This window comes from Rhodococcus jostii RHA1 (assembly GCF_000014565.1).
Taxonomy (GTDB): Bacteria; Actinomycetota; Actinomycetes; order Mycobacteriales; family Mycobacteriaceae; genus Rhodococcus_F; species Rhodococcus_F jostii_A.
In genome coordinates, this window is sequence record NC_008268.1 from 789251 (window position 1) to 816095 (window position 26845).

Annotated in this window: 21 protein-coding genes, 3 pseudogenes and 1 other annotated feature; of the genes and pseudogenes, 11 read left to right on the forward strand and 13 right to left on the reverse strand. The window is 66.2% G+C overall.

Annotated features, from left to right (window positions below):
- The first annotated feature begins 82 nt into the window (after positions 1-82).
- From RHA1_RS03530 to RHA1_RS03540, 3 genes and pseudogenes are all read left to right on the forward strand, one after another.
- Positions 83-1102: a methyltransferase gene (locus RHA1_RS03530; RefSeq protein WP_011593984.1), complete on the forward strand. Its 1020-nt coding sequence runs from the start codon at positions 83-85 to the stop codon at positions 1100-1102.
- A 27-nt stretch (positions 1103-1129) separates the two neighbouring features.
- Positions 1130-2257: a flavin-containing monooxygenase gene (locus RHA1_RS03535; protein WP_011593985.1), complete on the forward strand. Its 1128-nt coding sequence runs from the start codon at positions 1130-1132 to the stop codon at positions 2255-2257.
- A 142-nt stretch (positions 2258-2399) separates the two neighbouring features.
- Positions 2400-2675, forward strand: a pseudogene (locus tag RHA1_RS03540) (recombinase family protein); the annotation flags it as partial.
- Positions 2676-2819: 144 nt separating this feature from the next.
- Here the strand turns inward: RHA1_RS03540 and RHA1_RS49265 are convergent.
- Positions 2820-2933: pseudogene (locus RHA1_RS49265) on the reverse strand (4-hydroxyphenyl-beta-ketoacyl-CoA hydrolase); the annotation flags it as partial.
- Positions 2934-3071: 138 nt separating this feature from the next.
- Positions 3072-3317, reverse strand: a complete 246-nt coding sequence (locus RHA1_RS45700) for a DUF2630 family protein (protein WP_081437514.1) — start codon at positions 3315-3317, stop codon at positions 3072-3074.
- Between the two features lie 448 nt (positions 3318-3765).
- Between RHA1_RS45700 and RHA1_RS03545 the strand changes: the two genes are divergently transcribed.
- Positions 3766-4206 carry a VOC family protein gene (locus tag RHA1_RS03545; protein WP_029538082.1) on the forward strand — a complete coding sequence of 147 codons (441 nt, stop codon included), beginning with the start codon at positions 3766-3768 and terminating at the stop codon, positions 4204-4206.
- Positions 4207-4232: 26 nt separating this feature from the next.
- On the opposite strand, the pseudogene RHA1_RS51610 reads toward RHA1_RS03545, so the two are convergent.
- Positions 4233-5408, reverse strand: a pseudogene (locus RHA1_RS51610) (IS3 family transposase).
- Positions 5116-5245: a sequence feature (AL1L pseudoknot), on the reverse strand. It overlaps the preceding pseudogene by 130 nt.
- 136 nt (positions 5409-5544) lie before the next feature.
- On the opposite strand from RHA1_RS51610, the gene RHA1_RS03560 reads away from it, so the two are divergent.
- Both RHA1_RS03560 and RHA1_RS03570 read left to right on the forward strand, forming a co-directional pair.
- Positions 5545-6036 carry an SRPBCC family protein gene (locus RHA1_RS03560; RefSeq protein ID WP_011593990.1) on the forward strand — a complete coding sequence of 164 codons (492 nt, stop codon included), beginning with the start codon at positions 5545-5547 and terminating at the stop codon, positions 6034-6036.
- A 927-nt stretch (positions 6037-6963) separates the two neighbouring features.
- Entirely contained in the window at positions 6964-7551 is a 588-nt protein-coding gene (locus RHA1_RS03570; RefSeq protein WP_272942774.1) for a carotenoid oxygenase family protein, read from the forward strand.
- Between the two features lie 305 nt (positions 7552-7856).
- Here RHA1_RS03570 and RHA1_RS03575 read toward each other — a convergent pair whose 3' ends face one another.
- Positions 7857-9248, reverse strand: a complete 1392-nt coding sequence (locus RHA1_RS03575) for a DUF2252 domain-containing protein (RefSeq protein WP_050787238.1) — start codon at positions 9246-9248, stop codon at positions 7857-7859.
- A 923-nt stretch (positions 9249-10171) separates the two neighbouring features.
- Between RHA1_RS03575 and RHA1_RS03585 the strand changes: the two genes are divergently transcribed.
- The 5 genes from RHA1_RS03585 to RHA1_RS03605 all read left to right on the forward strand — a co-directional run bounded on the left by RHA1_RS03585 (position 10172) and on the right by RHA1_RS03605 (position 19178).
- Positions 10172-11263 carry an IS110 family RNA-guided transposase gene (locus RHA1_RS03585; protein WP_011593996.1) on the forward strand — a complete coding sequence of 364 codons (1092 nt, stop codon included), beginning with the start codon at positions 10172-10174 and terminating at the stop codon, positions 11261-11263.
- 464 nt (positions 11264-11727) lie between these two features.
- A complete protein-coding gene (locus RHA1_RS03590) occupies positions 11728-12201 on the forward strand; it encodes a nitroreductase/quinone reductase family protein (protein ID WP_041811025.1) in 474 nt (157 codons plus the stop codon).
- Between the two features lie 537 nt (positions 12202-12738).
- Positions 12739-14445, forward strand: coding sequence for a PHA/PHB synthase family protein (locus tag RHA1_RS03595; protein ID WP_011593998.1), 1707 nt, complete (start codon positions 12739-12741; stop codon positions 14443-14445).
- Between the two features lie 474 nt (positions 14446-14919).
- Positions 14920-15747: an alpha/beta fold hydrolase gene (locus RHA1_RS03600; protein WP_041812313.1), complete on the forward strand. Its 828-nt coding sequence runs from the start codon at positions 14920-14922 to the stop codon at positions 15745-15747.
- Positions 15748-15914: 167 nt separating this feature from the next.
- The gene (locus RHA1_RS03605; RefSeq protein WP_011594000.1) at positions 15915-19178 is read left to right on the forward strand and encodes a protein kinase domain-containing protein; all 3264 of its coding nucleotides are present in this window, start codon (positions 15915-15917) and stop codon (positions 19176-19178) included.
- Between the two features lie 431 nt (positions 19179-19609).
- On the opposite strand, the gene RHA1_RS03610 is transcribed toward RHA1_RS03605, so the two are convergent.
- From RHA1_RS03610 to RHA1_RS03645, 9 genes are all read right to left on the reverse strand, one after another.
- The gene (locus RHA1_RS03610; RefSeq protein ID WP_016880680.1) at positions 19610-20359 is read right to left on the reverse strand and encodes an MBL fold metallo-hydrolase; all 750 of its coding nucleotides are present in this window, start codon (positions 20357-20359) and stop codon (positions 19610-19612) included.
- Entirely contained in the window at positions 20356-20481 is a 126-nt protein-coding gene (locus RHA1_RS52855) for a hypothetical protein (RefSeq protein ID WP_016880681.1), read from the reverse strand. Before RHA1_RS52855 ends, RHA1_RS03610 begins: the two co-directional genes overlap by 4 nt.
- A gap of 129 nt (positions 20482-20610) precedes the next feature.
- Positions 20611-20907 carry a hypothetical protein gene (locus RHA1_RS03615; protein ID WP_192815042.1) on the reverse strand — a complete coding sequence of 99 codons (297 nt, stop codon included), beginning with the start codon at positions 20905-20907 and terminating at the stop codon, positions 20611-20613.
- A gap of 49 nt (positions 20908-20956) precedes the next feature.
- Positions 20957-21448 carry a hypothetical protein gene (locus RHA1_RS03620; RefSeq protein WP_237726845.1) on the reverse strand — a complete coding sequence of 164 codons (492 nt, stop codon included), beginning with the start codon at positions 21446-21448 and terminating at the stop codon, positions 20957-20959.
- A 137-nt stretch (positions 21449-21585) separates the two neighbouring features.
- Positions 21586-22749, reverse strand: a complete 1164-nt coding sequence (locus RHA1_RS03625; protein ID WP_011594004.1) for an acyl-CoA dehydrogenase family protein — start codon at positions 22747-22749, stop codon at positions 21586-21588.
- Positions 22746-24560, reverse strand: a complete 1815-nt coding sequence (locus RHA1_RS03630; protein ID WP_011594005.1) for an acyclic terpene utilization AtuA family protein — start codon at positions 24558-24560, stop codon at positions 22746-22748. The genes RHA1_RS03625 and RHA1_RS03630 overlap by 4 nt, the downstream gene beginning before the upstream one ends.
- Positions 24557-24967, reverse strand: a complete 411-nt coding sequence (locus RHA1_RS03635; protein ID WP_011594006.1) for a MaoC/PaaZ C-terminal domain-containing protein — start codon at positions 24965-24967, stop codon at positions 24557-24559. Before RHA1_RS03635 ends, RHA1_RS03630 begins: the two co-directional genes overlap by 4 nt.
- Positions 24968-25516, reverse strand: a complete 549-nt coding sequence (locus RHA1_RS03640; protein ID WP_011594007.1) for an FAS1-like dehydratase domain-containing protein — start codon at positions 25514-25516, stop codon at positions 24968-24970. It abuts the gene before it with no gap.
- Positions 25500-26672, reverse strand: coding sequence for a CaiB/BaiF CoA transferase family protein (locus RHA1_RS03645; protein WP_011594008.1), 1173 nt, complete (start codon positions 26670-26672; stop codon positions 25500-25502). Before RHA1_RS03645 ends, RHA1_RS03640 begins: the two co-directional genes overlap by 17 nt.
- Positions 26673-26845: the final 173 nt, after the last annotated feature.

A 26845-nucleotide genomic window follows, 5' to 3' on the forward strand; every position in this document is an offset into this window, starting at 1 on the left:
GGGCTGCCTACCCCAGAAATCTGGGTGAATTCCCCAGGATTCAGGGATATGAGGCAGAACCGACAACGACGACGCTGGTTGCATGACGATGACAGCCCCTACCTCCGCCGAAACCGACCACGACCTGCCTAGCCCGGAGCCGATCATGCAGCTGGCGTCCGGGTTCATGGCCGCCAAACACCTCTTCGCCGCCAGCGAACTCGGCTTGTTCGAGGCGTTGGGCGAGGGCCCCACCGACCTGCATGGCCTGGCCGCCCGCAGCGGGCTTACTGCCCGAGCCACCCGGATCAGCGCCGACGCCATGGTCGCGATGGGTATGCTCGAACGCCGAGGCGAACAGTATGTCAATACCGAGACGGCGGCCGCGTTCCTCGCCGGCGGATCGCCCGCCGACCTGCGTCCGCTGCTGCGGTTCTGGGACAAGATCAGCTTCCCGGCGTGGGAAGACCTGGCCGGCGCACTCGCCCGCGGGCCGAAACGCCAGATCTTCGACCTCGACGCCGCCCTGCAACCCATCGCCTCGATCGGTATCGAGGCGTTTTCGGCCGGCTCCTCGCTCGCCCTGCCGGACACGGTCGATCTGTCCGGCAGTCATCGACTCCTCGACATCGGCGGCGGCACCGGCTCCTGGTCCATCGCGGTGGCGCGCCACTGCCCGCAACTGAGCGCGACCGTGTTCGAGCTGCCGGCGGTTGCCCAGACCGCGCAGGACCGCATCGCGTCGGTCGGGATGGAGGGGCGAATCGACGTATACGCCGGCGACGCGATGGCCGACCCGCTGCCCACCGGATACGACGCCTTCCTGGTCGCGAACCTGGTGCATTACTGGTCGCCGGAGCAGAATCGTGCGCTGCTAAAACGCATTCGCGACGTCGCCGCACCCGGCGCCACGCTGCTGATTGCCGACTTCTGGACCGACCCCACCCACACCCAGCCGGTCGCGGCCGCCCTGATGGCGGGCGAATTCGCGGTCCACCTCGAACACGGCGACGTCTACAGCGTCGGAGAAGGCATCGCCTGGCTGCAGGACACTGGCTGGCGCTGCCGCGACCATCGCTCGCTCACCGGCCCGATGAGCGTCATTGTCGCCGAAACCGCATGAAACAAGACAACACCCAAGGAGCACACGATGAGCGAGCATCAAGTCGCAATCGTCGGTGCCGGCACTTCCGGGGTCGCGGCGGCGGTGGCCCTCGCCGACCGTGGCATCAACCCGTTGCTGATCGACCGAGCCGACCAAGTCGGTTCGTCGTGGCACTCTCGTTACGACCGGCTGCGACTGAACACCGGCAGGCAGTTCTCCCACCTGCCGAACCGCCCCTACCCCAAGGGCACACCGACCTTTCCCACGCGGGAACAGGTGATCGAGCATCTCGAGCGGCACGCACGTGCGGACGGGATCGAGCTGCGCCTGGGCTGCCCGGTGGAACGGCTCGACCTAACGGACGGGCACTGGCGGTTGACCACCGCTGCCGGTTCGGTCGACGCTGCCGAGGTGGTGGTCGCGACCGGCTTCGATCATGAGCCCTTCGTCCCGGACTGGCCCGGACGCGGGGACTGGCGGGGTGCACTGGTTCATTCCTCGCAGTACCGGAATCCCTCGCAGTACAACGGGAAACGGGTCCTCGTAGTGGGAGCGGGCTGCTCGGGCATGGAAATTGCCTACGACCTCGCCACCGGAGGCGCGGCAAAGGTCTGGCTTTCGGCTCGCACGCCGCCGAACATCATGCTCCGCCAAGGACCTGGTGGCATACCGGGAGACTTCATCGCGACGCCGCTCTACCATGCCCCGGTCCCTATCGCGGACGCAATCGCTCGGTTCGGCCGGGAGAGGAGCATCGGCGACCTGCGCGAGTTCGGATTACCGATCCCCGACGAGGGGATCTTCGCCCGCAGCGCCCGCCTGGGCGTGGCACCGGCGATCGTCGACAAGGAGCTCATCGCCGCGATCCGAGACAGGTCCATCGAGGTCGTTCGCGGAGTCGAGTCACTCGACGCGGACAGCGTGTGGCTGGTGGACGGTGTGCGAATCGACCCGGAGGCGATGGTCTGCGCGACGGGGTTCCGCCAGGAACTCGAAAAGCTGGTCGGGCACCTCGGCGTACTGGACGAGCGAGGTTGGCCGCACGCCACCGGTGAAAAGCCGGCCGCCGAGAGGTTGCGTTTCATCGGGTTCGTGCCCAGGCCGTCGCAGATCGGATTCGCGGCGAAGCAGGCTCGCCGCGCGGCCCGAGCGATCGCGCGGGAACTGCGGTGAGCGTCGGCAGTAGGATTCTCCCGCCCTGCCCCGGCGCTCGAACAATGGCGGGTCTGCGCGGAGATGGCCGACCGGTCAGATCCCCCCACACAAACGGCTGTTCATGAGACATCACTGACCGGTTGACGTTTACCCAGGTCGGATGCGTAAAGAACACCGTGTACGGAACAACGTCACGTTGTCGGGGCTACGCGATACATTCCCCGATGTGAGGATCAGGTACGGCCGAGTGTCGACGCGGGATCAGCGTCCCGAGTCGCAGCATGATGCGTTGACCGCCGCAGGGTGCGATGAGATTTTCATCGACAAGGCCTCCGGGAAACTTGCGTCGCGCCCGCAGCTGGACAAGGCGCTGCTGTCGGCCAACCGCCGGGGTGGTCAGGCTGTCGTCACCAAGCTCGACCGCCTCGGCCGGTCGCTGGAGCACTGTCCAAGCTGCGGTGACGGCGCACAGCCCACCAGCACCTTGCCCGCTCACACCACTTCACCATCACCCAGATCGACGACGCCGCCGATCCTGTCAGACCGGGAGTACCCACCGACCGTCCGCCCGAACAGGTCGCGGGACCCAGGCGGCGACGTCGTCGAGCAGCATCTGGTCGAAGTAGCGCAGTTTGATGCCGTGGCCGCCGGCGCCGATCCCAGTCTGACCGGTGTGGAACAGGGCGAGGACCCCAGCCGACTCACGGAACGGGCGACGCTGACGGCGCAGGCACCGCAACCGCACCCGGCCGATCTCGATGAGGCGATCGGATTCTGGACCTGTTCGATCAGGGACGCGACCCGGTCGTCCGTAGCGGAAGGAGTCCTGAGCTCATTGCTGGTAGTTCTCGACTTCCGGGATCGGACGCGGGGCCGCACCGTCGGGGTCTTGCCCGGAGTCCTGGCGGGCGCGGCGCTGGCGGAGCAAGTCCCAGCACTGATCGAGTGCTACCTCGACCCGACGGAGTTGGTCGCGTTCCTCGCCGGGGGTCAGTTCGCCGGCCTGGACCCGGTCCCGCAACTCATGCTCGCGGGCGATGAGGGACTCGATCTGCGCGAGAGGGTCTGGCTGATTCATCACATCTCCGTCGTTTCGGTGGTTGCCGCACTGATCGTCGAGTGCTGGAATCGGGATACCCCGGAATAGACCAGCGAAATCTGTCAGCCGTTCGGAGGAACGAGGCACCGCGGGTGCGGCGACTGGGCCCGGCTTGACGTCCCGGTGCAGGATGGCCGCCCGGTGCGCAGTCTCCAACGCCCCCGCCAACTTTACGCCGATCCGGACCACCTTGCCCCAGGCCATCGGACCCTGCCGACGCACAGCCGCGTCCAGAGAGCCCCGTTGATGATGCTGCATCACAATGAACGGGCGCCCCGTCGAGGGGAGGATGTCGTCCCGCACGATCTTCCGAAACCCTGGGTTGATCGCAGGCTTGCGGCAAGAACATGTCGAGATCCCGGCACCGGCTCCGTCCCAGCATCGAATCGGCAAGACAACACAAGACAACAATTGGAGGATGGATCCCATGGCACACGTACAACGTTTCGACCACATCGGCATCACCGTCGCGGACCTCGACTCGGCAACGGCGTTCTTCGTCGGACTCGGCCTCGAGGTAGAGGGCACCGGATCCGTCGAGGGCGAATTCGTGGAGACCGTCTGCGGCATCCCCGGCGCGCATTGTGAGATCGCGATGCTGCGGCCGCCCGACGGAGGATCGCGGCTGGAGCTCGCGACCTTCGTCACGCCCGACCACGTGCCCGGATCGCCCACGGCGATGGCCAACGAGCTTGGGCTGCGCAACGTGTCCTTCGAGGTCGGCGACCTCCAGGCGGCCGTCGATGCGGTGGCTGCGGACGGGTACGGGCTCATCGGCGGCATCGGTGAGTACGAAAACAGCGTGCGGATGGCCTACGTACGTGGGCCCGAAGGGATCATAGTGTCCCTGTTCGAGCAGATCGGCTGACGCGCGTGAGCGTTGCCCACGTGTGTCTATTCGAGGACCGTACGGGCGAAGGCCTCAGCGAGGACCGGTGTCTCACGGTAGTCGGCCGCCGTGTGATTCGACCAGTAGGCGGTCTCGTACTCTGCGGGTGGGACGTGGTCGATCTCGCCGTGCAAGCGGCGGTGATTGAACCAGTCGATGTGCTCAGCGACCGCCCACTCGACGTCTCCAACGCCTCGCCAGCCCCCGTGCGGGCGCATCACGGGATTGCGAATGCACTCGGCCTTGAACAACGAGTTGAACGCCTCCGCCATCGCGTTGTCATACGAATCTCCCTTGGAACCAAAAGAAGACACCGCGTCACACTCGTCGAGGCGCTCGGTGTATCGCACCGCTCGATACTGCACGCCGCGGCCGCTATGGTGAATCAATCCGGCGACGTCCTGGCCGACCCGTCGGCGCGCCCACAACCCAATATCCAAGAGGGCCAGGTCGGTCCGCATCGACGTCGAGACCTGCCCAACCGACGATCATCCGGGAGAACGCGTCGAGGATGAACGCGGCGTCCACCCACCCCGAATGCGTGCGAACGTAGGTCAGGTCCGCCACCCACAACGTGTTGGGCGCGTCGGCGACGAACTGACGCTGGACCCGATCCGCCGGCCGCGGAGTCTCGGCTCCGTCACTGTGCGTGATCTTCCGCCCTTTCAATCGTGGTATTCCCTGTAGCCCATCGGCTTTCATCAATCGTTCCACGGTGCACCGGGCCACCGACGTCCCCTCTCGTTTCAGACTGGCGTGCACTTTGCGGGCCCCATACACCCCGAGATTGTCGGCATGAACTCTCCGGATCTCGGACAGAACCTCGCGATCACGTACGGCACGTGCCGATTCGGTTCGCTGGGGACTCAGGTGAGCTCGGACTGTGGACGGAGCGATCTGGGTGGCCTTACCGCGCAAGACCGCGCAGATCGGATCGACTCCGTGCTCGTCGCGGTGAGCAGCGACGAACTCCACGATCAGCGCTGTGGGCGGTCGATGTCCGCCGCAAAGAAAGGCGAGGCCGGCTTGACCCAAGTCCGTAACGCCTCGGGGTGCACACCGAGCTGATCGGCGATCCGCTTGATCGCTCCCGGCCGCGTCGCCGGATCCTGGCGGGCCTCGACCGCCATCCTCGTTGCTCGATCCTTCAGCTCAACGCTGTACTTCCGTAGTGCTGCCATGCTCTCCATCCTTCACAGGTTGGAGAGCCTCCGACAGACCCGGGGCGATTCAATCGTTGAACACGCCGTGACCTCATAATATGAAGCGAGGCTGCTGGCGTGGGCCCCTTTACTCGGGACCCAGGAGCGCTCCGCCATGAAGAACACCGTCTCGATCGAGATCGCCCTGCCGCGGGAGACAGTGGTACAGCTGCTCGCCGAATCGGCACACCTGCCGAAGTGGCTGCGGCGTCTGGTGCTGCACGAGCCGCTGAGTGGGGTGCACGGACAGGTCGGTACCACATCGCGGGTCGTGATGCAGATGGGGAAGCAGGAGATCGAATGCACCGAGACCATCACGCGTCGGGAACCGGAAGACCTGCGCGGGATTCCGAAAGGGAGCGTCGTTCACTTCGACCGCGAGATCGTCGGCGAGGGCATGTGGAGCGCCGTGCGCGACCGGCTGACCGAAGTCGGTCCGGAGATGACGCTCTGGGTGAGCGAGAGCGAATACCGGTTCAGCGGTTTGCTGATGCGGCTGGTGGGGCTCCTGATGCCCGGCGCCACCCGCAAGCAGTCACAACAGCACATGCAGGACTTCAAGGCGTTCGCCGAGCAGGGAAAGGACGTCCGCGAAGCGAAGGACTGATCTACGATCAGCGCTCGTCTCCCGAAGAGTGGGGAGAAGCCGGACGTGACGGCGGGCCGACCACTGTCGGGAACGTGCTCGGGGCGGGGTGGAGCGGCAAGGATGGATGTCGGAGCCTGTGTAACGAAGCCGCGCGTGAACGGCCCCCGCTGAGTATCGGCTTGTGTACGAGCACCCGCGCCCCATACGCGCCCCACAGCTACCCGGAATCGAATTCAGTTGTTCCCCAATGCAGGTCAGCGCGGGTATTGCCCCTGAATTGCGAGTGCCTCCGGATTCACACCCTCACTCCACGTGAGCCGCACCCAAGCCCTGCTACGGGGACCGGCCGGCCGGGATGGGATGGACACCAGCACCGATGCCCGGCGCAGCCCTAGGCCAGCCCGGTCGCCTCTGCCTGCACTCGAAATGGCGTCCGTCTTGGTCGGGGCGTGTTCGCTTGGATCCTCACCACAGGAGAGTGGGCCACTGCCAGCACCCGGAACGAGAGTTTGCTGCCCGTGGACCCACGAAACCACTCGGGGGTGTCCGGCCGCAGGAGCGCCTTTGACCGCCGCGTTGCCGCAGGAATTCAACGCAGTGAAATGAACACGGGCCTCACTCTCCCTCGACGACGTGCGTCCATCTGGACGTGTGCAGTCGTCTTCTGAAACTGACAGGCTGAGCGCCGTTCTGCGGTGATCTGGTCCGTTCTAGCCATCGTCAGTTGGACAGCTACCCAAGATGCGACCGTCCCGCTCGATCACGCGCACATCCAGCATGACTTCGCCCTCACCGAGCACTACTACGTATTCGTACTTGCGCCGATCATCCTCGACCCGGTCAAGGCGATGCTCGGTCTGAGCACAGCCGAAGCAGCAACGAGACCGGCCCGAGGTCGGCACCAAGATCATCCTTGTCCCCCGCGGCGGTGGTAAGCGACGCGAAATCGAATGCCCGCCGCTGATGTACGTCCACATCAACAATGCGTTCGAGGATCGTGGCGATGTTGTGGTCGACCTTGTCCGGTACGACGACTATCACGACTTCTTCGATCCCGCGCGCGACTTCCGCGCTCCTGCCGTGATCGGCGGCTACGCGTCACGGCTTCGCGTCAGCAAAGGCAGCAAAGTCACTGTCGAGGACTTCAGCGGCCAGCGAACCGAACTGCCGCAACATGATTGGCGGTACACCTCGCGAACCTATCGGTACGGCTATCACGGCACACTTGATTCACGCCCCGATGCCTCGAACCGTGTCGTCAAGATCGACACCGACACGGGGCGACATCTGGAGCACGTATTCGAACCGGGCGACGCGGTCGGCGAGCCGATCTCCGTGCCCCGCTCGGGCACCGCAGCCGAGGACGGCGGCTGGCTGCTGACCGTCGTCTATCTCGCTGCCGAGCACCGCTCCGCCTTGGTGGTTCCCGACGCCCGCGACCCCTCCCGCGCACCCATCGCCGTCGCCAGGTTGGACCGGCACTTCTTCCCCGGATTCCACGGCAGCTTCACCAGTCGAGTGACGGCCTCATGATTTGGACAGAATCGCGCGTGCGTTCTCTCCGTATGAGATTCCAACCCGTCGTGGAAACGAGCGCCCCGATTGCGGCTCCGAAAAGAGGGCCACCAACGACCAGTCCAATCATGTATCGGTCAACCGAGACCTTGTCGCTCCGTATCGAATGGAACTCGTTCGGCTGGTAGCTGGCCGTGTAGATCGTGAACGGCTGGGAGGCGTACCACCACAAGACGGCAGCACCTACGAGTCCACACACAAAGCCGAAACCGGCGAAGACCAGAGTGTGGCCGCCGCGAAGCCGGACGACAATACACACCGATTCACGTCGGCGGCTCACACGGCAACTTCCCCCGCTTCACCGCGTCGACCAACGTCGCGTGGTCGCGTTCGGTCTGATCCGCGTACGCGTGCGCGAACCGGCTCAGTGCGACGACGAGCGTGTCCGACTTTCCGACGTAGCCGCCGATCATCGACGCACCACTGGTCCGCGCGTGGCCCTTCGCGAGCAGGCGCCCGCAGATGCCGGCGTAGTCGGTCAGCGCTGCGGCGCTGAGGTGGTCGATCGGGACCGCGCCCTTCATGTTCCGGAACTGCCGCACGTAGTACTGCCGGCCCTCCACAGTGGTCCAGCCGAGTAACGGATCGCTGACGGTCTGCAGGGCCTGCTGATACTCGACCACGCGCCGGCCCTGGTGGTCGTGCCAGGCGGACTCGCCGTGAACGAAGCGTGCCACGACGGATCGACGTGCCTGCTTGAGCTGCAGGAACACCACGTCGTCGGCACTGCTCCCTTCGCACAGCACGACGTAGGCACGCAATCCGACGCTGCCCACGCCGACCACTTTGTGCGCGACGTCGACGACGGTGTAGCCACTGAGCAGTCGTGCCCAGTGGCTGGGCAGCGTGGTGAGGTATTCGTCGAGCCCGGCGGCGATTTGCTCGGCCTCCGCCTCGGACACCCGGGTGATCAGCGGCGGCTCCTCCACGATGCGCCGGCCGGTTTCGTCCTGCTCGGTGAATCGGGGCAGCGCCCGGTCGCTGACCCGGCGCCGAGCCCGCTCCGCGGCACGGGTGATCTCGTGGCGCAGCGACTCGTCCGACGCCGTCGTCTGCAGCCGGTCGAGGTCGAGTCGCTCGAACGAGCGCGCCAGCAATGGTTGTTCCGCGAGCCAGCGCACATGCTCGCGATAGGTGGCGACGCAGGACTGCACTGCACTCTCGCACTGCCCCTCGGTCGCCGAGTTCTGCCGGCCCGCCACCCAGATGCTCGCAGTCAGGCGACGCAGGTCCCATTCCCAGCCGCCGGGATGCGCCTCGTCGAAGTCGTTCAGATCCAGCACCAGGTCGCGCTCCGGCGAGGCGTAGAACCCGAAGTTGCCCAGATGCGCGTCCCCGCAGATCACCGGCTGGATTCCGGTCGCCGGCAGCCCGGCGAGGTCCTGGGCCATCACGATCGCGGTGCCGCGCAGAAAACCGTACGGCGAGGCCGCCATCCGCCCCACCCTGACCGGTATGAGCGATTCCACCCGACCTTGGTGCGACACACCGATTTGATCCACCACATCGGGGCGATCGTCCGGTGCGCGCCACTCGCCGAGCGTGGACCGCGGTGCCTGCTTACGCAGGCGTTTGCCGAGCGCGTACCGCTCCGCCCTCGGCGTGGCCCGGCGGCGCAACGACGCGAACGACTGCCCGTCGATGGTCGGCAACACGATGTGCGCGTCCGCGGTTGCTGCGCGCCGACGTGGAGGATCGGGCCGACCACCACGGCGTGCAGCTTGTCGGGGTTGGCCACGTTGCGCATCAGACAACTCGATCACCGTCTCTTCGCTGTGAGCAGTAAGGATGCGTGCAGCATATCGACGGGTCCCTCGCCGAGATCGGCCCAACACCCGTAGAACTCCCTTGGTACCGCCAACGCGTGACGGACCGTCCGCGGTTGGTAGCGATCGTTCAGGTAAGCCTTGCGAGTGACTGAATTGACTGTTCCCGCTGTCGTCGACGACACCGTGCGCGCGGACGCGCCTGGCTTGGTCGCCACACCGAGCCACAGCGCGTAGTCGCGAATCGCGGCCGATGTCGCGCGCTGCCACGGCACGCCGACTATCCGAAGCCATCGCCAGCACCGACGTATATCGAAGGCGTAACTGCGCACGCTACCCGGCCGATTGCCGAGAGCCGAGACCTCGACCAGATACCGACGGATCGGCTCGATCGCTCCGCCGACATCGTCCACCAACAGCCACGGAGAAGAACGAAAGCCTCGACCACCGAACCCCACCGCTCGAGTTCGAACCCTAAGCGATCCACCATCCACGCCGCGCTAGACGATATGGAGTGACGCACGACTTGTCGTGAGCTCGCTCCCGTTGCGGCGGGACGTCCCCTCGGTCCGATGAAAGGGTGCGCCCGGCGCGGGGGACGATCTCAACGTCGTTCATGCTCGCTGCGCTGCGCGTGCTCCACGTTGACATCGCCGGCCTGCGCCGGGCGGGTCAGCAGTAACCGAGGGACGCCCCCCCGAAAGGAGCCGGTAGAGCGCTCTTGCGGGCCGAGGCCTCACGCACAAGATTCGTGGGTTACCGAGCAGACGAACCTGCCTGCCCGGCCTATCCGACAATTGTGGGAGGCCCCGGTGTTTACCGAGCGTACGAGCATTGGACTGGACGTGCACGCACGTTCGGTCGCGGCAGCGGCCATCGACAGTCTCACCGGTCAGGTGGTCCAGGGACGATTGACCCCGTCCTATGAGCACATCCGATCCTGGATATCGAGCCTGCCGGGGCCGGTAGCAGTTGCGTACGAGGCCGGCCCGACCGGTTTCGGACTGCATCGGGATCTGGCCGCCGCCGGCGTCCGGTGTGAGGTTGTCGCGCCGTCCAAGCTGCAGAAACCATCCGGGGACCGGGTCAAGACCGACGCCCGCGACGCTCTGCACCTGGCCCGGTTGCTGCGCCTGGACGAGGTCACCTCGGTAGCGATCCCCAGCGTCGATCAGGAAGCGGCCCGGGATCTGGTGCGGGCCCGGGAGGATTGCCGCGGGGATCTGATGCGGGCGCGTCACCGCCTGTCGAAGCTGCTGCTTCGGCACGGCATCGTCTACTACGGCGGCCGAGCATGGACCGGAGCGCATGACCGGTGGTTGCGCACCGAAGCGGCGCCGCAGTTGATCTTGCCTGCGACACGGATGGCGTTCGACGCCGACTACGACCATGTGCTCACGATGCAGGCCCGACGTCGGCGACTCGATGCCGCGATCGAGGAGATGGCCGCGGCGAGTGAGTTCACCCCGATTGTCCGCCGGATGTGTTGCCTGCGCGGGGTCAGCACCTTGACCGGTTTCGCGTTGGCGGTGGAAATCGGTGACTGGAATCGGTTCACCGGCAACACCATCGGCTCATTCGTCGGATTGGTGCCCTCGGAGTACTCGTCCGGTTCGTCCCGGGTGCAGGGATCGATCACCAAGACCGGCAACACCCACGCCCGACGGCTCTTGGTGGAAGCTGCCTGGCATCACCGGCCGCGCTATCACATCGGGGCAGTGATGCGGTCCCGGTGGGAGCAGGCACCGGCCGCGGCCCGCACCCGAGGCGACGACGGCAACCGTCGCCTGCACCAGAGGTGGGTGGGGTTTCTCGAACGCAGCAAACGACCCGTGACAGCGAACGTGGCCATTGCGCGGGAACTGGCGGGCTGGTGCTGGTCTCTGGCGGTGATGGACTGCTGACGGTCAACCCCCTGATCTGCTTCGCCGACGACCTCCAGCGGTGACGGCGCGTGGATCGACCCGCGACACAACTATGAGCAGGCCGTCGAGGCCGACGCTCGACCCTAGACACGCGGATGCGATCCAGCCGAAAAACCGTCCTGCGGTACCCAACCCGCGTATATCAGTCTGACCGCGCGTCGCATATCGACACGCTCACCACTGGGACCTGTCGATGAAGTGCAGAGGCGCCTCCAGGGTCGCTCCCCGGAGGCGCCTCACTCTGCCCTCTTGACAGACTCCTCTACATATCAGTTGTAAGCCCTGTCGATCAGTTCGGACAGGGTGTTGCAGCGCCGTGCGCGTCGCAGTACAGTCCATGTTATCCGTATATCTGTCGAGCAAACTGTAAATACGTACGGCGGGAGCTTTGGTATATGGCCTCAACTGACGACACCCAGACGCGATCGCGCGTAGGTCCGACCATGAGTGAGCTGTATATCGGCGTGATGCGTCGGGTCGGTCACTACCGCTGGTTCTCCCTGTTCATGAACTACGTCGGCTCACGGGGAGACCGGGCACTGATCCGCGGGAGCCGAGGCCGGCCCTCCCTGAGCGGACCGCAGCTCACGACCCTGCTGCTGCTGACGAAAGGCAGAAGAAGCAAAGATCGAACGGTTCCGCTGCACTATGTTCGCGATGGCAAGAATCTCGTCGCCGCTTGCGAGAACTTCAGGCTAGAAGCGGCCTCCAGTTGGCCGAAGAACCTGCTCGCCGACCAGGCAAGTATCGAAATCGGTGGCACCGCTGCAAACTATCTGTCGCGACCCGCTACAGAGGATGAGGTCGCGCGCAACATGCCGAGGCGGCGCGGGATGTGGCCCGAGCATGACAACCACATGAAGCGAAATGGGGTGCGCCACTCGATCGTCTTCGAGCCGATGAATGCGGGGACTTGAGTGCCAGCCCAGTTACGTTGCGCTGCAACAGCAAATGACCACACCATGCCGCAGCATATGTATCCTTCTGTGTCCCAAATGATGACGAATATGCAAACAGGTAACCGAACGTTCGCCGTATTCGGGGTGTAAGCGCTGCCATTAAGACAAGGTCGCCATCACCAATCTCGCCCGGCGACGCCTGGGCGCTGGATGATCCGCCGCCCGCACACCAACGAGACCTCACCGCCGGCGACCAGCTTCCAAGCACCACCCGAACTCCGCGACACACTCCACGTCCCCGACCAGCAAATCGATCAAGGTCCGACTGGCGCCGGACTCCCCCTCTCATCCTCGTCGACCGTTCCGAGGGAGCATTCGGAACGGCGGTCGACAGCGCATCACTCTCCGCCGCTGGAGCGTCGCCAAGACGTCCACCAACGCCACACCGGGCGGATGTCGATGACATTAGTCGCACGCCGGATCCACACCGTCCGCATCACTGTCCACCCATGTCTCGTCCGCACACCGTCTGACCGAACAACAAGGAGACCTACCATGACCGACACCATCGTCGCCGCCACCGAGGCCGAGGCCGAGGAGCTCGCCGCACCGCTGGACCTGCTGCTGACCGACTCGGTGTTCGGGATCGCCCGCCGGATGCTGCCCAACCGTTCCTGGTTGCGACTCGGCGCCAGCCTGGCCGGAGCACCGCACTTTCTTCTCGGCCGTGGCCGCGGGCTGGCGGTGGAACTGGCGGACATCACGCGCGGCACCTCTACCCGGAGCCCAGCACGCGCGGACCAACGGTTCGCCGACCCGGCCTGGTCTGGAAACCCGTTGCTGCGCCGCATCATGCAGACCCACCTCGCCGTTGCCGAGACCGCGGGCAAACTGCTCATCGACGCCGACCTCGAGTGGAGAGATCGAGAGCGCGTGCAGTTCGTCCTCGACAACGCCGTCGAAGCCGCCGCGCCAAGTAACAACCCGCTGCTCAACCCGCTCGGCTACAAGGCGGTGATCGACACCGGCGGCACCAGCGTCGTGCGCGGGATGAGCAATCTGGTCCGCGACCTGGCCACCACACCACGGGTGCCAACGATGGTGGACCCCGACGCATTCATTGTCGGCGGCACCGTCGCCGCGACACCCGGGTCCGTGATCTTTCAGAACCGGATAATGGAGATCATCCAGTACGCTCCGCAGACCCCGACGGTGCGCGAGGTGCCGCTGCTGATCGTGCCCCCGGTGATCAACAAGTTCTACATCACCGACATCTCACCGGGCCGCAGCATGGTCGAGTACTTCCTCGGCCAGGGTCAGCAGGTGTTCACCATCTCCTGGCGCAACCCGAAGGCCCGCCACCGCACCTGGGGATTGGACACCTACGGGCAGGCCATCGTCGACGCCTTGGACGCGGTCGAAAAGATCACCGGCAGTACGCGCACGCACCTGCACGGGAGCTGCTCGGGCGGGATGCTGGCCGCGATGACCGCCGCACATCTGACCCACATCGGTCAGGGCGACCGCCTCGCCGGCCTCACGTTGGCGGTCACCGTCCTCGACCAGAGCCGGGCCGGATTCGCGGCCGCCGCTCTCGACCCGACAACCGCCCAGGCCGCCATCCAGGTCTCGGCCGCGCGCGGATACCTCGACGGCCGGTCTCTGGCCGAGGTGTTCGCCTGGTTGCGCCCCACCGACCTGGTGTGGCGATACTGGGTGAACAACTACATCCAGGGCCGCACGCCGCCGCCGTTCGACGTACTGTTCTGGAACGCCGACACCACCCGCATGACGGCCACCCTCCACAAGGACATGGTGCAGATCGGCCTGAGCAACGCGCTGACCACCCCGGGCGCGGTGAGTATGCTCGGCACCCCCGTCGACCTGTCCAAGGTCATCGTGGACTCGTATGTGATCGCCGGCATCGCCGACCACATCAGCCCCTGGCAGGCGTGCTACCGCAGCGCCCGCCTACTCGGCAGCGAGAGTAGCCGGTTCGTCCTCTCCACCAGTGGACACATCGCCGCGATGGTCAACCCGCCCGGCAATCCTCGCGCGTCCTACCGGATGGCTTCACCGAGCACCGAGCACCCCGCCGAGTGGCTCGAGACCTCCCAGCAGCAGCAAGACTCCTGGTGGCCCGACTTTGCGGACTGGCTGAGCAAGCGCAGCGGACCCGACAAGGACGCACCAGCCATGCTCGGCGCCGTGGATCTCCCACCCCTGATGCCCGCGCCCGGCTCCTACGTCCGCGAACAATGACCCACCACCTCGCAATCGGAGGGCCGCGATGACCACACACCTGACGCGCCCGGCCGAGCTCCTTGATCTCGTCGGCGAGCAGCTCGGCACCACCGACTGGTACCAGATCACCTACGAGCGGGTGAACCTGTTCGCCGACGCCACCGGCGACTACCGGCGGCTCCCTCACCCCCCACCGCGCACCGCGGCCGAATTCAAGAATGCCGTCGCCTCCGGCTATCTCACCCTCTCACTCCTCCCACGGGCCTTGGCGACCTGCTCACCATCGACAGTGCACCGGAGACCATCGATTACGGGCTCAACAGGGTTCGCTTCCCCACACCCGACCGAGTGGGAACGAAGGTCCGCTGCACCGGCCGGATCCTTTCCGCGCAGCGATTCGAGGCCGGGCTCGAGGCCGTGTTCGGCGTCACCTTCGAGTCCGAGAAAGCAACATCACCCGTCTGCGTCGCCGAAACCAGTGATCGTCTACAGATGAACCGCCCTCCGGACCGGGCGGGCGAGTCCCGGATGGTGCGCGCCGGTGGCCAGCACCTGCGTGTACACATCCGGCGCGGCACCGGCGTGCCGCTGGTGCTGTGCAACGGGATCGGCGCCAGCCTCGAGGTACTCGACCCGCTGGTCGCACATCTCGGCGCACACCGCACCGTGATCCGGTTCGACGCCCCAGGCACCGGGGCGTCACCGACTTCTCCTGTGCCCTATGGGATCCCGTACCTTGCGTGGGTAACCGGACGAATGCTCGACACGCTCGGCTACGGCCGGGTCGACATGCTGGGGTACTCATGGGGCGGGGCCCTCGCCCAGCAGTTCGCGTTCCAGAACCCGCGCCGGTGTCGCCGCCTGGTCCTGGCCGCAACCGCAACCGGCGCCCTGATGGTGCCCGCCCGGCCCGCTGTCCTCGCGAAGATGCTCACCCCGCGCCGGTTCGTCGACCGCAACTACTTGGCCTCCATCGCCGCGACGATCTATGGCGGCAGCGTCGACTTCGGTAACGCCACCGTCACCCAGCTCGTCAGCCATCAACTCGCCGCCGGATCCCGCCGCGGCTACCTGCACCAGCTGCTCGCCGGGGCGGTGTGGTCGAGCCTGTTCGCCCTCCCGGCAATCCGCCAACCCACCCTCATCGTCGCGGGCACCGACGACCCGATCATCCCGATCATCAACGCGCACATCATGTACCGGCTGATGCCGAACGCCACCCTCGTCACACACCCCGGCGGCCACGTCGACCTCCTCACCAACGCCGCCACGCTCGGCCCCGTCATCGAGAACTTCCTACGGAGAGCACCGTCGGCCTGATGTGAGGCCGGCCCTCGGAGGGCCGCAGCGATTCCGTGTGCCCGGGGTGTCGGCGATATCCTTGAGAGGACGCCATCGAGAGGTGAGTCCACGGTTGTATTTCCGCTGGTCGTGCCGTCGGGACCAGCCCGCAGCCCCATGAGCCGACGGAGTGAGTAGACCGTCCGATGGGTGCAGGTGATCCGCTCGACACTCAGAGGTACCCGCCCTCCCCGGCGGCGGAGTTGGCAGGCACCGGCTTCGACGATGCCCAAGAGATCGGCCGCGGCGGTTTCGGCGTCGTCTACCGCTGCACCCAGGAAGACCTGGAGCGCACGGTAGCGGTGAAGGTCCTCACCGTCGAACTCGACGACGAGAACCGGGCACGATTCTTCCGGGAACAGCGGGCGATGGGGCGGCTGACCGGGCACCCGAACATCGTCAACATTCTGCAGGTCGGTGCCACCGACAGCGAACTTCCCTACATCGTGATGCCGTACCACCCGCAGGATTCCCTGGACGTGCGGATCCGCCGCCACGGTCCGCTGCCGGTGGAGGAGGCACTACGCCTAGGGGTGAGAATGGCCGGAGCGGTGGAGACTGCACACCGGCTCGGCATCCTGCATCGCGACATCAAACCCGCGAACATCCTGCTCACCGATTACGGCGAACCAGAACTGACCGATTTCGGCATCGCTCACATCAGCGGCGGCTTCGAGACCGCCACCGGCGCCGTCACCGGCTCCCCGGCGTACACCGCTCCAGAGGTGCTCGGCGGTGAACCACCGAGCCCGGCCGCCGACGTCTACGGCCTCGGCGCCACCTTGTTCAGTACCCTGACCGGCCACGCCGCATTCGAACGCCGCAGCGGTGAGCAGGTCGTAGCGCAGTTCCTGCGGATCACCACGCAACCGGTCCCCGACCTGCGCGAGCACGGCATCCCCGACGACGTGTCCGCGGCGATCGCCCACGCGATGTCCCGCGAGCCCGACCAGCGCCCGGCTACCGCCGCCGACTTCGGAGAGGAGCTGCGAGCCCTGCAATGCGCCCACGGCTTCCCGGTCGACGAGATGGCCCTGCGCGCCGAACCGGGCGCCGAGGTCGGTGACCGAGCGCTAGCGTCAGGCGTTCGGCACCCCACAGAACCCGCCCCTCGGAGCACTACCGGAGCCCTTCCCCTGGAACTGACGAGTTTCGTCGGCCGCCGGCACGAGCTCACCGAGGCGAAGAACCTCCTGGCCGGGTCGCGGCTGGTGACGTTGACCGGGATCGGAGGTGTGGGCAAGACGCGGCTGGCGATGCGGATTTCGTCGGCTGTGCAGCGCGACTACGCCAACGGTGTGCGGCTGGTGGAGTTGGGTGAGCTGCACGACGCGTCGTCGTTGGTCGACGCCCTCGCCGGCGCACTGGGAGTCCGGGACCACTCGACGAGGCCCCTGCGGGATGTCCTGATCGAGTTCCTCGCCCCGCGCGAGGTGCTGTTGGTTCTCGACAATTGCGAGCACCTGGTAGACGCCGTGGCGGAACTGACCGAAACCCTGCTACGGACGTGTCCGCGGTTGCGGACCCTCGCCACTAGCCGTGAGCCCCTCGGCATCGGCGGGGAAGCAGTGCTGCGGGTCCCGCCGCTGGCCGTCCCCGATCCCGAACGGAAGCTCTCCCTGCGCGGGTTACCCAAATACGATGCGGTGACGTTGTTTACCGAACGCGCCAATGCTGCCGTTCCGGGGTTCGCGCTCACCGACGACAATGCGGCGGAGGTGGCGGGGATCTGTCACCGCCTCGACGGGTTGCCGCTGCCGATCGAACTGGCGGCGGCGCGGCTGCGGGCGATGTCGCCCCAGCAGATCCTGGGACGGCTGACCGACCGCTACACGCTGCTGACCCGCGGCAACCGGGGTGCGCCGACGCGGCAGCAAACCCTGCGGTTGTGTATCGACTGGAGCTTCGAGTTGTGCACCGCCGATGAACAACTCGTGTGGGGGCGGGTGGCGGTGTTCGCGGGAAGCTTCGAACTCGATGCCGCGGAGCAGGTGTGCGGCGAGGGCCTCGACCCGGACGAGTTGCTCGACACGCTGACCTCCTTGGTGGAGAAGTCGATCCTGATCCGGGAAGAATCCGGGTCGGCGGTGCGTTTCCGGATGCTCGAGACCCTCCGCGAATACGGCTACGAGAAACTCGAGCAGACCGGTGAGGCTGTGGCGTTGCGCCGCCGGCACCGGGACTGGTACGAGACGCTGGTGCTCGATGCGGAGGCCGACTGGATCAGCGCCCGCCAGCTCGACTGGATCGCCCGGCTGAAGCGGGAACAGCCGAATCTGCGGGAGGCCCTCGAGTTCAGCATCGACGACGATCCCGCCGCCGGCCTGCGCACCGCCGCCGCACTGTACTGGTTCTGGAGTTCCCAAGGCCTCTACAACGAGGGCCGGCGGTGGCTCGACCAACTCCTCGACCGCCGCAGCGGTGCAACGACCCTCGAACGGGTTACGGCGCTCTGCTATGACAGCGTGATGGCCAATAGCCAGGGAGACCTCGAGGCCGGGGCGGCGCTCGTCGAGGCGGCGCGGACTCTCACCGCACACACGAGCGACCCTGTGTTGTGGGCGTACAGCGACTGCGCCGACGGCATGCTGGCGCTATACAGCGGTGATCTCGCGCGAGCATGCTCTCACCTCGAATCCGCTCTCGCCGAGTTCAGTGCACGGAAAGATCGCACACTCGAAACCAGCCTCCTGTACCCGTTGGGAACGGCCTACGGTCTGTCCGGCCGGACAGACCGGGCGATCGAATGCCACGAACGTGCCCTCGCGATAACGGAGCGATACGGCGAGAAAATGTACCGGGCACACTCTCTGTGGGCCATGGGCATCGACGTGTGGCGACAGGGCGATACCGATCGTGCGGTCCGGCTCCTCGAACAATCGCTCGAGCTGACCCGGCACGTGCACACCCCCCGCGTCGCGACAGCCTGCCTCGAGGCACTGGCCTGGATCACCCGCCAACAGGGCGACGCACTACGGGCCGCAACGCTGATGGGAGCCGCGGACGGGCTGGCGCAATCGGTGGGCAGCGCTGTGGTCATACATACCAATTTGCTTGTTTATCATCAGGACTGCGACCAGGAGTCCCGGAAGGAACTCGGAGACAAAGTTTTTGCGTCGGCCCACAGCAAGGGCCGAAGTCTCGGCTTCGATGCAGCGATCGCCTACGCTCTCCATGAGCAGCCGGCCAGCACCTCCGCGCCCGACACAGATTCGTCGGTGCGACTGACCAAGAGGGAACACCAAGTCGCCGACCTGATCGCCGAAGGCCTGACCAACCAGGCCATCGCCGACCGCCTGGTGATCTCACCACGCACCGCGCAAGGCCACGTGGAGCACATCCTGGCCAAACTGAGTTTCGCCTCCCGCACACAGGTCGCGGCCTGGGTCGTGGAGCGGAAACGTCAGTAGCGGCATCGGCGCGGGCTGAGCGAGGTCGCTCACCCCGCGTCCTCGAGCCCGTACTACGACAGCCGCCTCCAACCGGGCCGGCTACCGGAGCGGTCTGCTTCCGCGCTGGAGGCCTCCGCCCGAGCCGCGCCCTGCCGCAAGCCTCGAGGAATGCGCACCGCCGTTCCGACCGAGGCAGATCGCGCTTGGGGCAGAGGGGCGATGGATCCGGTACTCCTCCTCGCCGAGCAACCAGTGCTGCAGCAGGGACGTGACGCGGCCGAGTTCGCCGCGGAATTGGAAGCTCAGCCGCTGCTGTTCTGGGACTGTGCTGCCGACGCGTACGCACCACGGCGGCCGCCGAACAGATCCGTCCGATACCTGCACGAGGCCGCCGGCGTCACCCCGGCAGGCTGCCAGGACGGGGCGCAGGCCCACGCTAGGGCCCGATCTCACAGGGTGAAGCCGGCACGCCCACGCGCGGTCGCGGCCGCTTCGGCGAGGGAACCGCGATGGATCGGCCCGTGGCCGGGCAGAAGTATGTCGGCGCCGAGCTCTCCGATGATGTCCAGTGACACGGCGGCCGTGCCGTAGTAGTGGTTGAGCCACTGCGGCAGTAGCTGGGGACCGGAGATGGGTGAGGTCGGATGCCCGGTGATCAAGGCGTCCCCGGAGATCACCACACCGTGATCGGGAAGGTGATAAACCGTGTGCCCGGAGGTATGACCGGGCACGAGAACCGGAACGGGGGCACCCGGGCAGGTCAGGGCACCAAGTACGGGCATCGGGGTCGGGGAGTCGATGCCGTACTTGGCGGTGCCACCCAGACGCACCAGTTTCATTGCCCAGGACAGGACTCCGGGGCGCCCGATGTTGCTGAGCACGTCCCAGGGGGTCGCGACCTCATGGCATTCACGCCGGGCATGAGCTGCCTCGGCAGGGTGTACCAGTACAGGCGCCCCGTAAGTCTCGGCGAGATATTGTGCGCTTCCGATGTGGTCGACATGCGCGTGCGTGATGAGCACGGCCTCGATGCCGTGAGGATCCCGTCCGATAGCTCGGATCGATTCCTCCACCTCGCCACGCTGCCCCGGGTATCCGGTGTCGATCACAGTCACCGCGTCACCTTCGGTGAGCAGCACCCAGTTGACCATCTCGGAGTGCACGAAGAACACGCCCTCGGCGATTTCGGCGGGCTTCATCGCGTGACCACTGCCAGCCTGCCGCAGGCGTTTCGCGTGTTCGCTGTGACCTGCGCGCTCACCTGGCTGTAGCCCAGCGCGTTGTTGTCGACGAGCGTCTGGTCCTCTGACACGACCCTCATGTATCTCCTCCATTTTGCGTTGTCCAACGGGCAACGTGCGTACGTGGTAAACATCGGTTTTCTTGTTGATCCGGTCGATCACCTGGTCGGCGAGGCGGTGTGGGTGGGCCATCTGCGCTGTTCTTGTGTTCACACGGTCAGGGTCGGTACGCCGCGTGGTGGGTGGTGCTGCCGCTCCCCGGCATGTGAGACACCCCGCGGCGCCGCCCTGGTCTTGCCGTGTGGGTCCAGTTCGTACTTCCCGCCAGACGCCCGGCCCGTCGAGTTGGATTGCCACTTCGAATCGATCGGCGAATCCTGCACGTTCTTCGTCACCACCCTCGTCAGACAGACGGCGAGACGAGCGCCACCGACAAGCGCCACATCGGCCGACAGCGGGTCTTCGACGGGCGCCTTCAGCGACTCGACGACACCGGCGCGTGGCACCGATCCCCCCATGAGTACTCGCGGTCTTCAAACGGTTCAGGGTTCGTTGTCAGCGAGTGTGGTCGATAGCGCGCGTGCGCCCGCGTTCAGTGCCCGCCGAATCGTTCAGGTGGGCTTCGAGAAACCTGACGACCAGGTCGCACGAATGCCTGCCAGGTGGCACCATTCGCAATCCGGGAAAGTCGGTGATCTGCACGGGGAGTGTGTCTGGCGTTCCCGCTGCCACCACAACGACATCGACTCGTTCGAAGCGTGCGTGGTGCCGTATCCCTGCCAGGACCGCGGCTGTAGTCCAGCTGGCAGGGTCCGCGCGAAGGAATACTACGACCTTTCCTGGTCCGCGATGCAGTGAGAGGATCTCATCGACGGATGTGATGAGCGCGCGCCCCTCGGACGCGTCGACCAGGAAGACCGTGTTCTCCGGTGCGCCGGAGGAGAACGTACGTTTCATCGATTTGAGGCGATCCCGATCCTCGTCGATCACGAGCGCCAAATGATTGCCGACGTTGAGATGATCTGTCACCAGCACCTCACCGTGCAATAGCGAATTCGACACTACTTCCCTCCTATCTTGCTTCCATCACGAGTCATTCGACTCGATCCGGCTGTCCTATTCGTGATGCTTGTGAGTGTCCGAACGGAGCGAATGGCGGCATTCATCGCTTGTGGTGATCGGAGTCAGTAGGCGCGGGGAAGCTTCAGCGCCTGCGCGGAGATGTAGTTGAGGACCATCTCCTGTGAGAACGGTGCGTTGCGGAGCAGCCGCGCCTCCCGCCACAGCCGCTCCACGTGGTATTCCTTCGCGTAGGCGTAGCCACCGTGCGTGGACATGGCCCGGTCGCAGGCATCGAAGCCGGCCTCGGCGCCCAGATATTTGGTCCCGGCGGCCTCCTTGCCGCAGTCCTGGTGGTTGTCGTAGAGCTCGGCGGCGTGCATCGCCATCAGTCGAGCCGATTCCAGCCGGATCCAGGAATCCGCTAGTGGGTGGGCGATCGCCTGGTTCTGGCCGATGGGCCGGTCGAAGACCACGCGCTCTGTGGCGTATTTCGTCGCCAGCTCCAGTGCTGCCTGACCGATACCGACGCCTTCCAGTCCCACTACGATGCGTTCGGAGTTCAGCCCGTCGATCAGGTAGCTGAAGCCCCTACCTGCCTCACCGACGACTTCGTCGTCGCGGACCTCGAGGTTCTCGATGAAGAGTTCGTTGGAGTCGATCGCCGACCGGCCCAGTTTCTCGATCTCGCGGATCGTGATCCGGTCGCGGTCGAGGTCGGTGAAGAAGAGCGTCATCCCGTCCAGCGGTCTTTCCTCGTTGCGGGCAGACGTGCGCGCCAGCAGCAGGATCTTGTGGGCGTTCTGTGCATTGGTGATCCAGACCTTCTGGCCGTTGACCACCCAGCCGCCGGCGACTTTCTCGGCCTTAGTTGTGATGCGCGAGGTGTCCACGCCGGCGGTGGGCTCGGTGACACCGAACGCCATGAGGATCTCGCCCCGGGCGAGCTTGGGCAGGAACTGCTGCTTCATCTCCTCCGAGCCGTGACGGATGATCGGTGCGGGTGGGAACAGGTAGAAGTGGACCGCCGAGGCGCCACTCGCGCCGGCACCCGATGCGGCGATCTCCTGCATCATCACGCCGCACTCGGCGAGGCCCAACCCGAGGCCGCCGTACTCCTCGGGGATGAGCGCGCCGAGCCATCCGCCCTCGGCGAATGCCGTGAGGAACTCCCACGGGTACTGGGCCAGTGTGTCTTTCGTGCGCCAGTAGTCGTAGTCGAACTTGTGGGCCAGCTCTCGGGTTGCCTTGCGGACGACGTCGACGTTGCTCTCGTCGGGATCGCTCACCAGTGCGCTCCTGACGTGTTGAGCAGAGATCGCGGTACCTTGGTGTTGCGGGCGCGCAGCCACTCGCCGAGTGCCTTGGCTTGGGAGTCGAGCCGCAGTGTCGAGGTGGCACCGCTGCCGAGCATCCCCCGGATGAGGAAGTTGACCGCACCGAGTTTGGGTAGTTCGTAACGCGAGATGGCCAATTCGTGTGTTTCGGGGAGGAGGCGTCGGAGTTCGTCGACGGTGAGGGTCGACTGGAGCCACTGCCATGCGCCCCGGTCGCGTACCCAGACGCCGAGATTCGCGTCGCCGCCCTTGTCGCCGGAGCGGGCATGCACGATCTCACCGAGTGAGGCGATGACGAGTGGTGCGTCGGTCCAGGGCGCTCGCACCGACGGCGCGGGGAAGAGCTCGACCGGCGGGGGTGCCTCGAGACCCCCGTCGTGTGGCGTGCCGGGGGCGATGATCTCGGTGGTGCCGTCATGGTGGTGGACCATGTGGTCGAGCATTCGCTGGTCGAGCAGTGCGGGCCAGTAGACACCGAACGCGGACCCTGGTTGTGGAGGGCCGAGGGTGTACAACCCGGGGTAGCTGGACAGGGCCAGCTCGACCATCCGCGACGAGAAGGCGCGCCCGGCGGCCTCCTTGGTGCCCTGCACTGCGATCTGGAGCAGCGCGGTGCCCGCATTCTGACTGTCGGGATCGTGCCGGGCCTGACCGATCCGCGTGATCGTGACCGCGTCGAGCCCGTCCGCGGCCTCGATCTCGCGGTGCACGAATCGTTCGACGAGGGCCGCCTTCGCGTCGAGGTCGGTGCCGGTGAGCGCGAGGATCATGCTGTTCTCCCAGCCCCCCACCCCGGTGATCGCGACCTTGGTCGTCGCCGGTGGCGCCGAGCCGCGCACGCCGCGGATCCGGACGCGGTCGTCGCCGAGGTCGGTGAGCTCGGCGGTGTCCAGGTGGGCGATCACGTCGGGGTTGAGGTAGGCGGGTTCGCCGATCTCGTAGAGCAGTTGGGCTGTGACGGTGTCGTGGGTGACGGCGCCGCCGGTGCCCGGGTTCTTGGTGATCACCGAGGAGCCGTCGGTGTCGATTTCGGCGATCGGGAATCCCGGTTGCATGAGGTTGGCGATGTTGCGGAATCCGGAGAAGTTGCCGCCGGTCGCCTGCGGTCCGCATTCGATGACGTGTCCGGCCGCGACGGCGCCGGCGAGCGCGTCGTAGTCGTCGGGGGCCCAGTTCCACCACCAGGCGGCGGGACCGACGACCAACGCGGCGTCGGCGACGCGGCCGGTGATGACGATGTCGGCGCCGCGGGCCAGGGCGCGGGCGATGCCGAATCCGCCCAGGTACGCGTTGGCCGTCAGTGGGCGGTGCGGCCAGGACGAGAGCGGCTCGCCGGTCGTCAGGTGTGGCAGCGAATGGCCGGTCTGCTGCAGCTCGTCGAGGCTGCCGAACACGTCGTCGCCTCCGATGTGGGAGACCTGTAGGTCGTAACCGCGGCCGGCGATCAGGGCGCGGGTTGCGTCGGCCAGCCCGGCGGGGTTGAGTCCGCCGGCGTTGACGACGAGCCGGATCCCGTTCGCGACGAGGTGATCCAGTGCTGCGTCCACGTGTTGCAGGAAGGTGGTCGCATAGCCCTTGGTGCTGTCCTTGGCGCGCGCCTTGCCGAGGATCAGCATCGTGACCTCGGCGAGGTAGTCACCGGTGAGGACGTCGATGCCGCCGGCTCGGGCCATGTCGGCCATCGCGGAGGCGCGGTCACCGTAGAAGCCGGAGCAATTCCCCACGCGGATCGGACGTTGCCCTCGTCCCGGTGCTGATGTCATGTTGTTGCTCCCGTTGTCTTGTTGACCCACGCTGTCCCCTCGAAGCCCACCTCACCGGAGGGGTGCCGCTCGATGAGTTCGAGGGTCAAGCTGTCATCTTCGGCCGCCGTCACCCGGGCGGTGTAGGTCAGGTCCGCCGGTGCGTAGACGGGTCTGCGCAGGCGGTAGGCGGCCTTCGTGACGTGCCATGTCGGGCCGAGGCCCTCGGTGACGCACCGCAAGGCGAGTGCCGCCCGGAGGTGGGAGTGCAGCACGACACCGTCATGGCCCTCCTCGCGTGCATAGGACTCGTCGAAGTGGATGCGGTGCGGGTTCCAGGTGACCGCGCTGTAGCGGAACAACTGAAAGGGCGTAGCCGTGTGCTCGAGCGGTGGCAGCCTGTCTCCGGGCTGGAAGCTGATGGACATTTAGGACTCCTGGAGGGGGTTGCGCAGTACGACGGTGCGCCGGTTCCGGTTGAGGACGGCACCCTCGGCGGACATGAAGGTGTTGATGGTGGTGACGAACACGCAGCTGCCCGCCCGGGTCTGTTTGGGGGTGACCGCCGCGAGGGTGGTCTCGAGCACCACCTCCGTGCCCGCGATCACGGGGTTGACCAACTCCATCTCTTCGCCGGCGCCCATCACACGCAGCCCGAGGTCGCCGTCACCGAGGGGCATGTCCCCGCCGTGCGGGGTTCCGTCGGGCTGGAGCCGGGCCTCGGGGGTGCCCAGACCCCACTCCACGATCGCGGCGAGCATGTTCGGTGGCGCCACGACATCGGCGTACCCGGCCGCGCGTGCGTGCGCCGGATCGTAGTGCTTCGGATCGGTGGCGCCGATGGTCATCGCGTAGCGGCCGATGGTCACCGCCTCGAGGGTGCCGAGGCTGCGCCGTGCGAGAACCTCTCCCGTCCGGGGTTGCGTCTGGGCGTAGTACGCCGCCAGCGCAGTGCCGGATTCAAGCAGTGGGGACATGCTGGGGCTCCTCACCGGACAGTTCCGCCAAGATCTCCTCTGTCGACTGCCCCAGCAGCGGGGCGGCGCGCAGTGGTCCCACCGGCGAGTCACTGAGTCTGAGCGGACATCCCGGTACCGGCACCCGACCCCTCGCCGGGTGCTCGACGTACCGGATCATGCCGCGCTCGATCAGGTGCTCGTCCGTGTCGATCTCCCGGATCGACTTGACCGGCGCACACGGCACACCGGCGGCCTGTAGGTCCCGCACCAGTTCGGCGCGTGTGCGGGTCTTGGTGCACGCCGACATCTCTTCGTCGACCGCGTCGATGTTTGCGGCCCTGTCGCTCTCCTTGGAGAATCTGGGGTCGTCGACCAGCTCGGGCCGGCCCAGTGCGGTCGCGACACCGCGCCAGTGCCGTTCGGAGATGCAGATGATTGCCAGCCATCCGTCGCTGGCCTCGTAGATGTTGTAGGGCGCGAGCGCCATGCCCGAATGCCGATTTCCGGTGCGCTCGGGCAGTTTTCGGTCGGGATTGTTGTGCAGGCCGCCGAGGCTGGAGGCAAGCATGGGATAGATGGTGTCGTGCATCGACACCTCGACGAGCTGCCCCCGCCCCGTGCGTTCACGTTGGAACAGGGCCGCGCTGATCGCCCCGAACAGGTGGATGCCGCCGGAGAAGTCCACGAATGCGGCGCCCGCCTTGGTCGGTGGGCCGTCGGGCATTCCGGTGGCCGCGGCGCTGCCGGACATCGCCTGCACGGTGATGTCCATGGCCGACATGTGTGCGTACGGGCCCGTCGACCCGTAGCCCTTGCCGCGGGCCACGATCAGACGCGGATTATGCTCGAGGAGTTGTTCCGGGCCGAGCTGGAGCCGCTCGATGGTGCCCGGCGCGAAGTTTTCGATGAGTACGTCGGCGGTCTCGGCCAGATCGAGCAGCGCGTGGCGACCGGCGTCGGTCTTCAGGTCGAGGACCACACTGACCTTGTTGGAGTTGAGCATCACGAACTCGTGGGACTCGACCGGCTGGTGTGAGCGGAAGCGCAATTGCTCGCCGCCGGGTGGCTCGATCTTGATGACCTCGGCGCCCAGCTGCGCGAGAAGAAGTCCGCAGTACGGACCGTTGTAGATTTGGCCCAATTCGAGGACCCGGATGCCGTCAAACGCGGACATGATTGCTTGCCTCTCCGATCAGGAGTTGTTGACCGCGGCATCGCCGCAGTGGTCGTCTCGTCGCTGCGCGCGTCTTCACCGGAGCAGCACCTCCCTGTTTCCTTTTGGCGCCCAACAACTCTGGTTCGCAGAAGTTTCGGTGATTTGACGATGAAATGTGCCTCGCGGTCCTA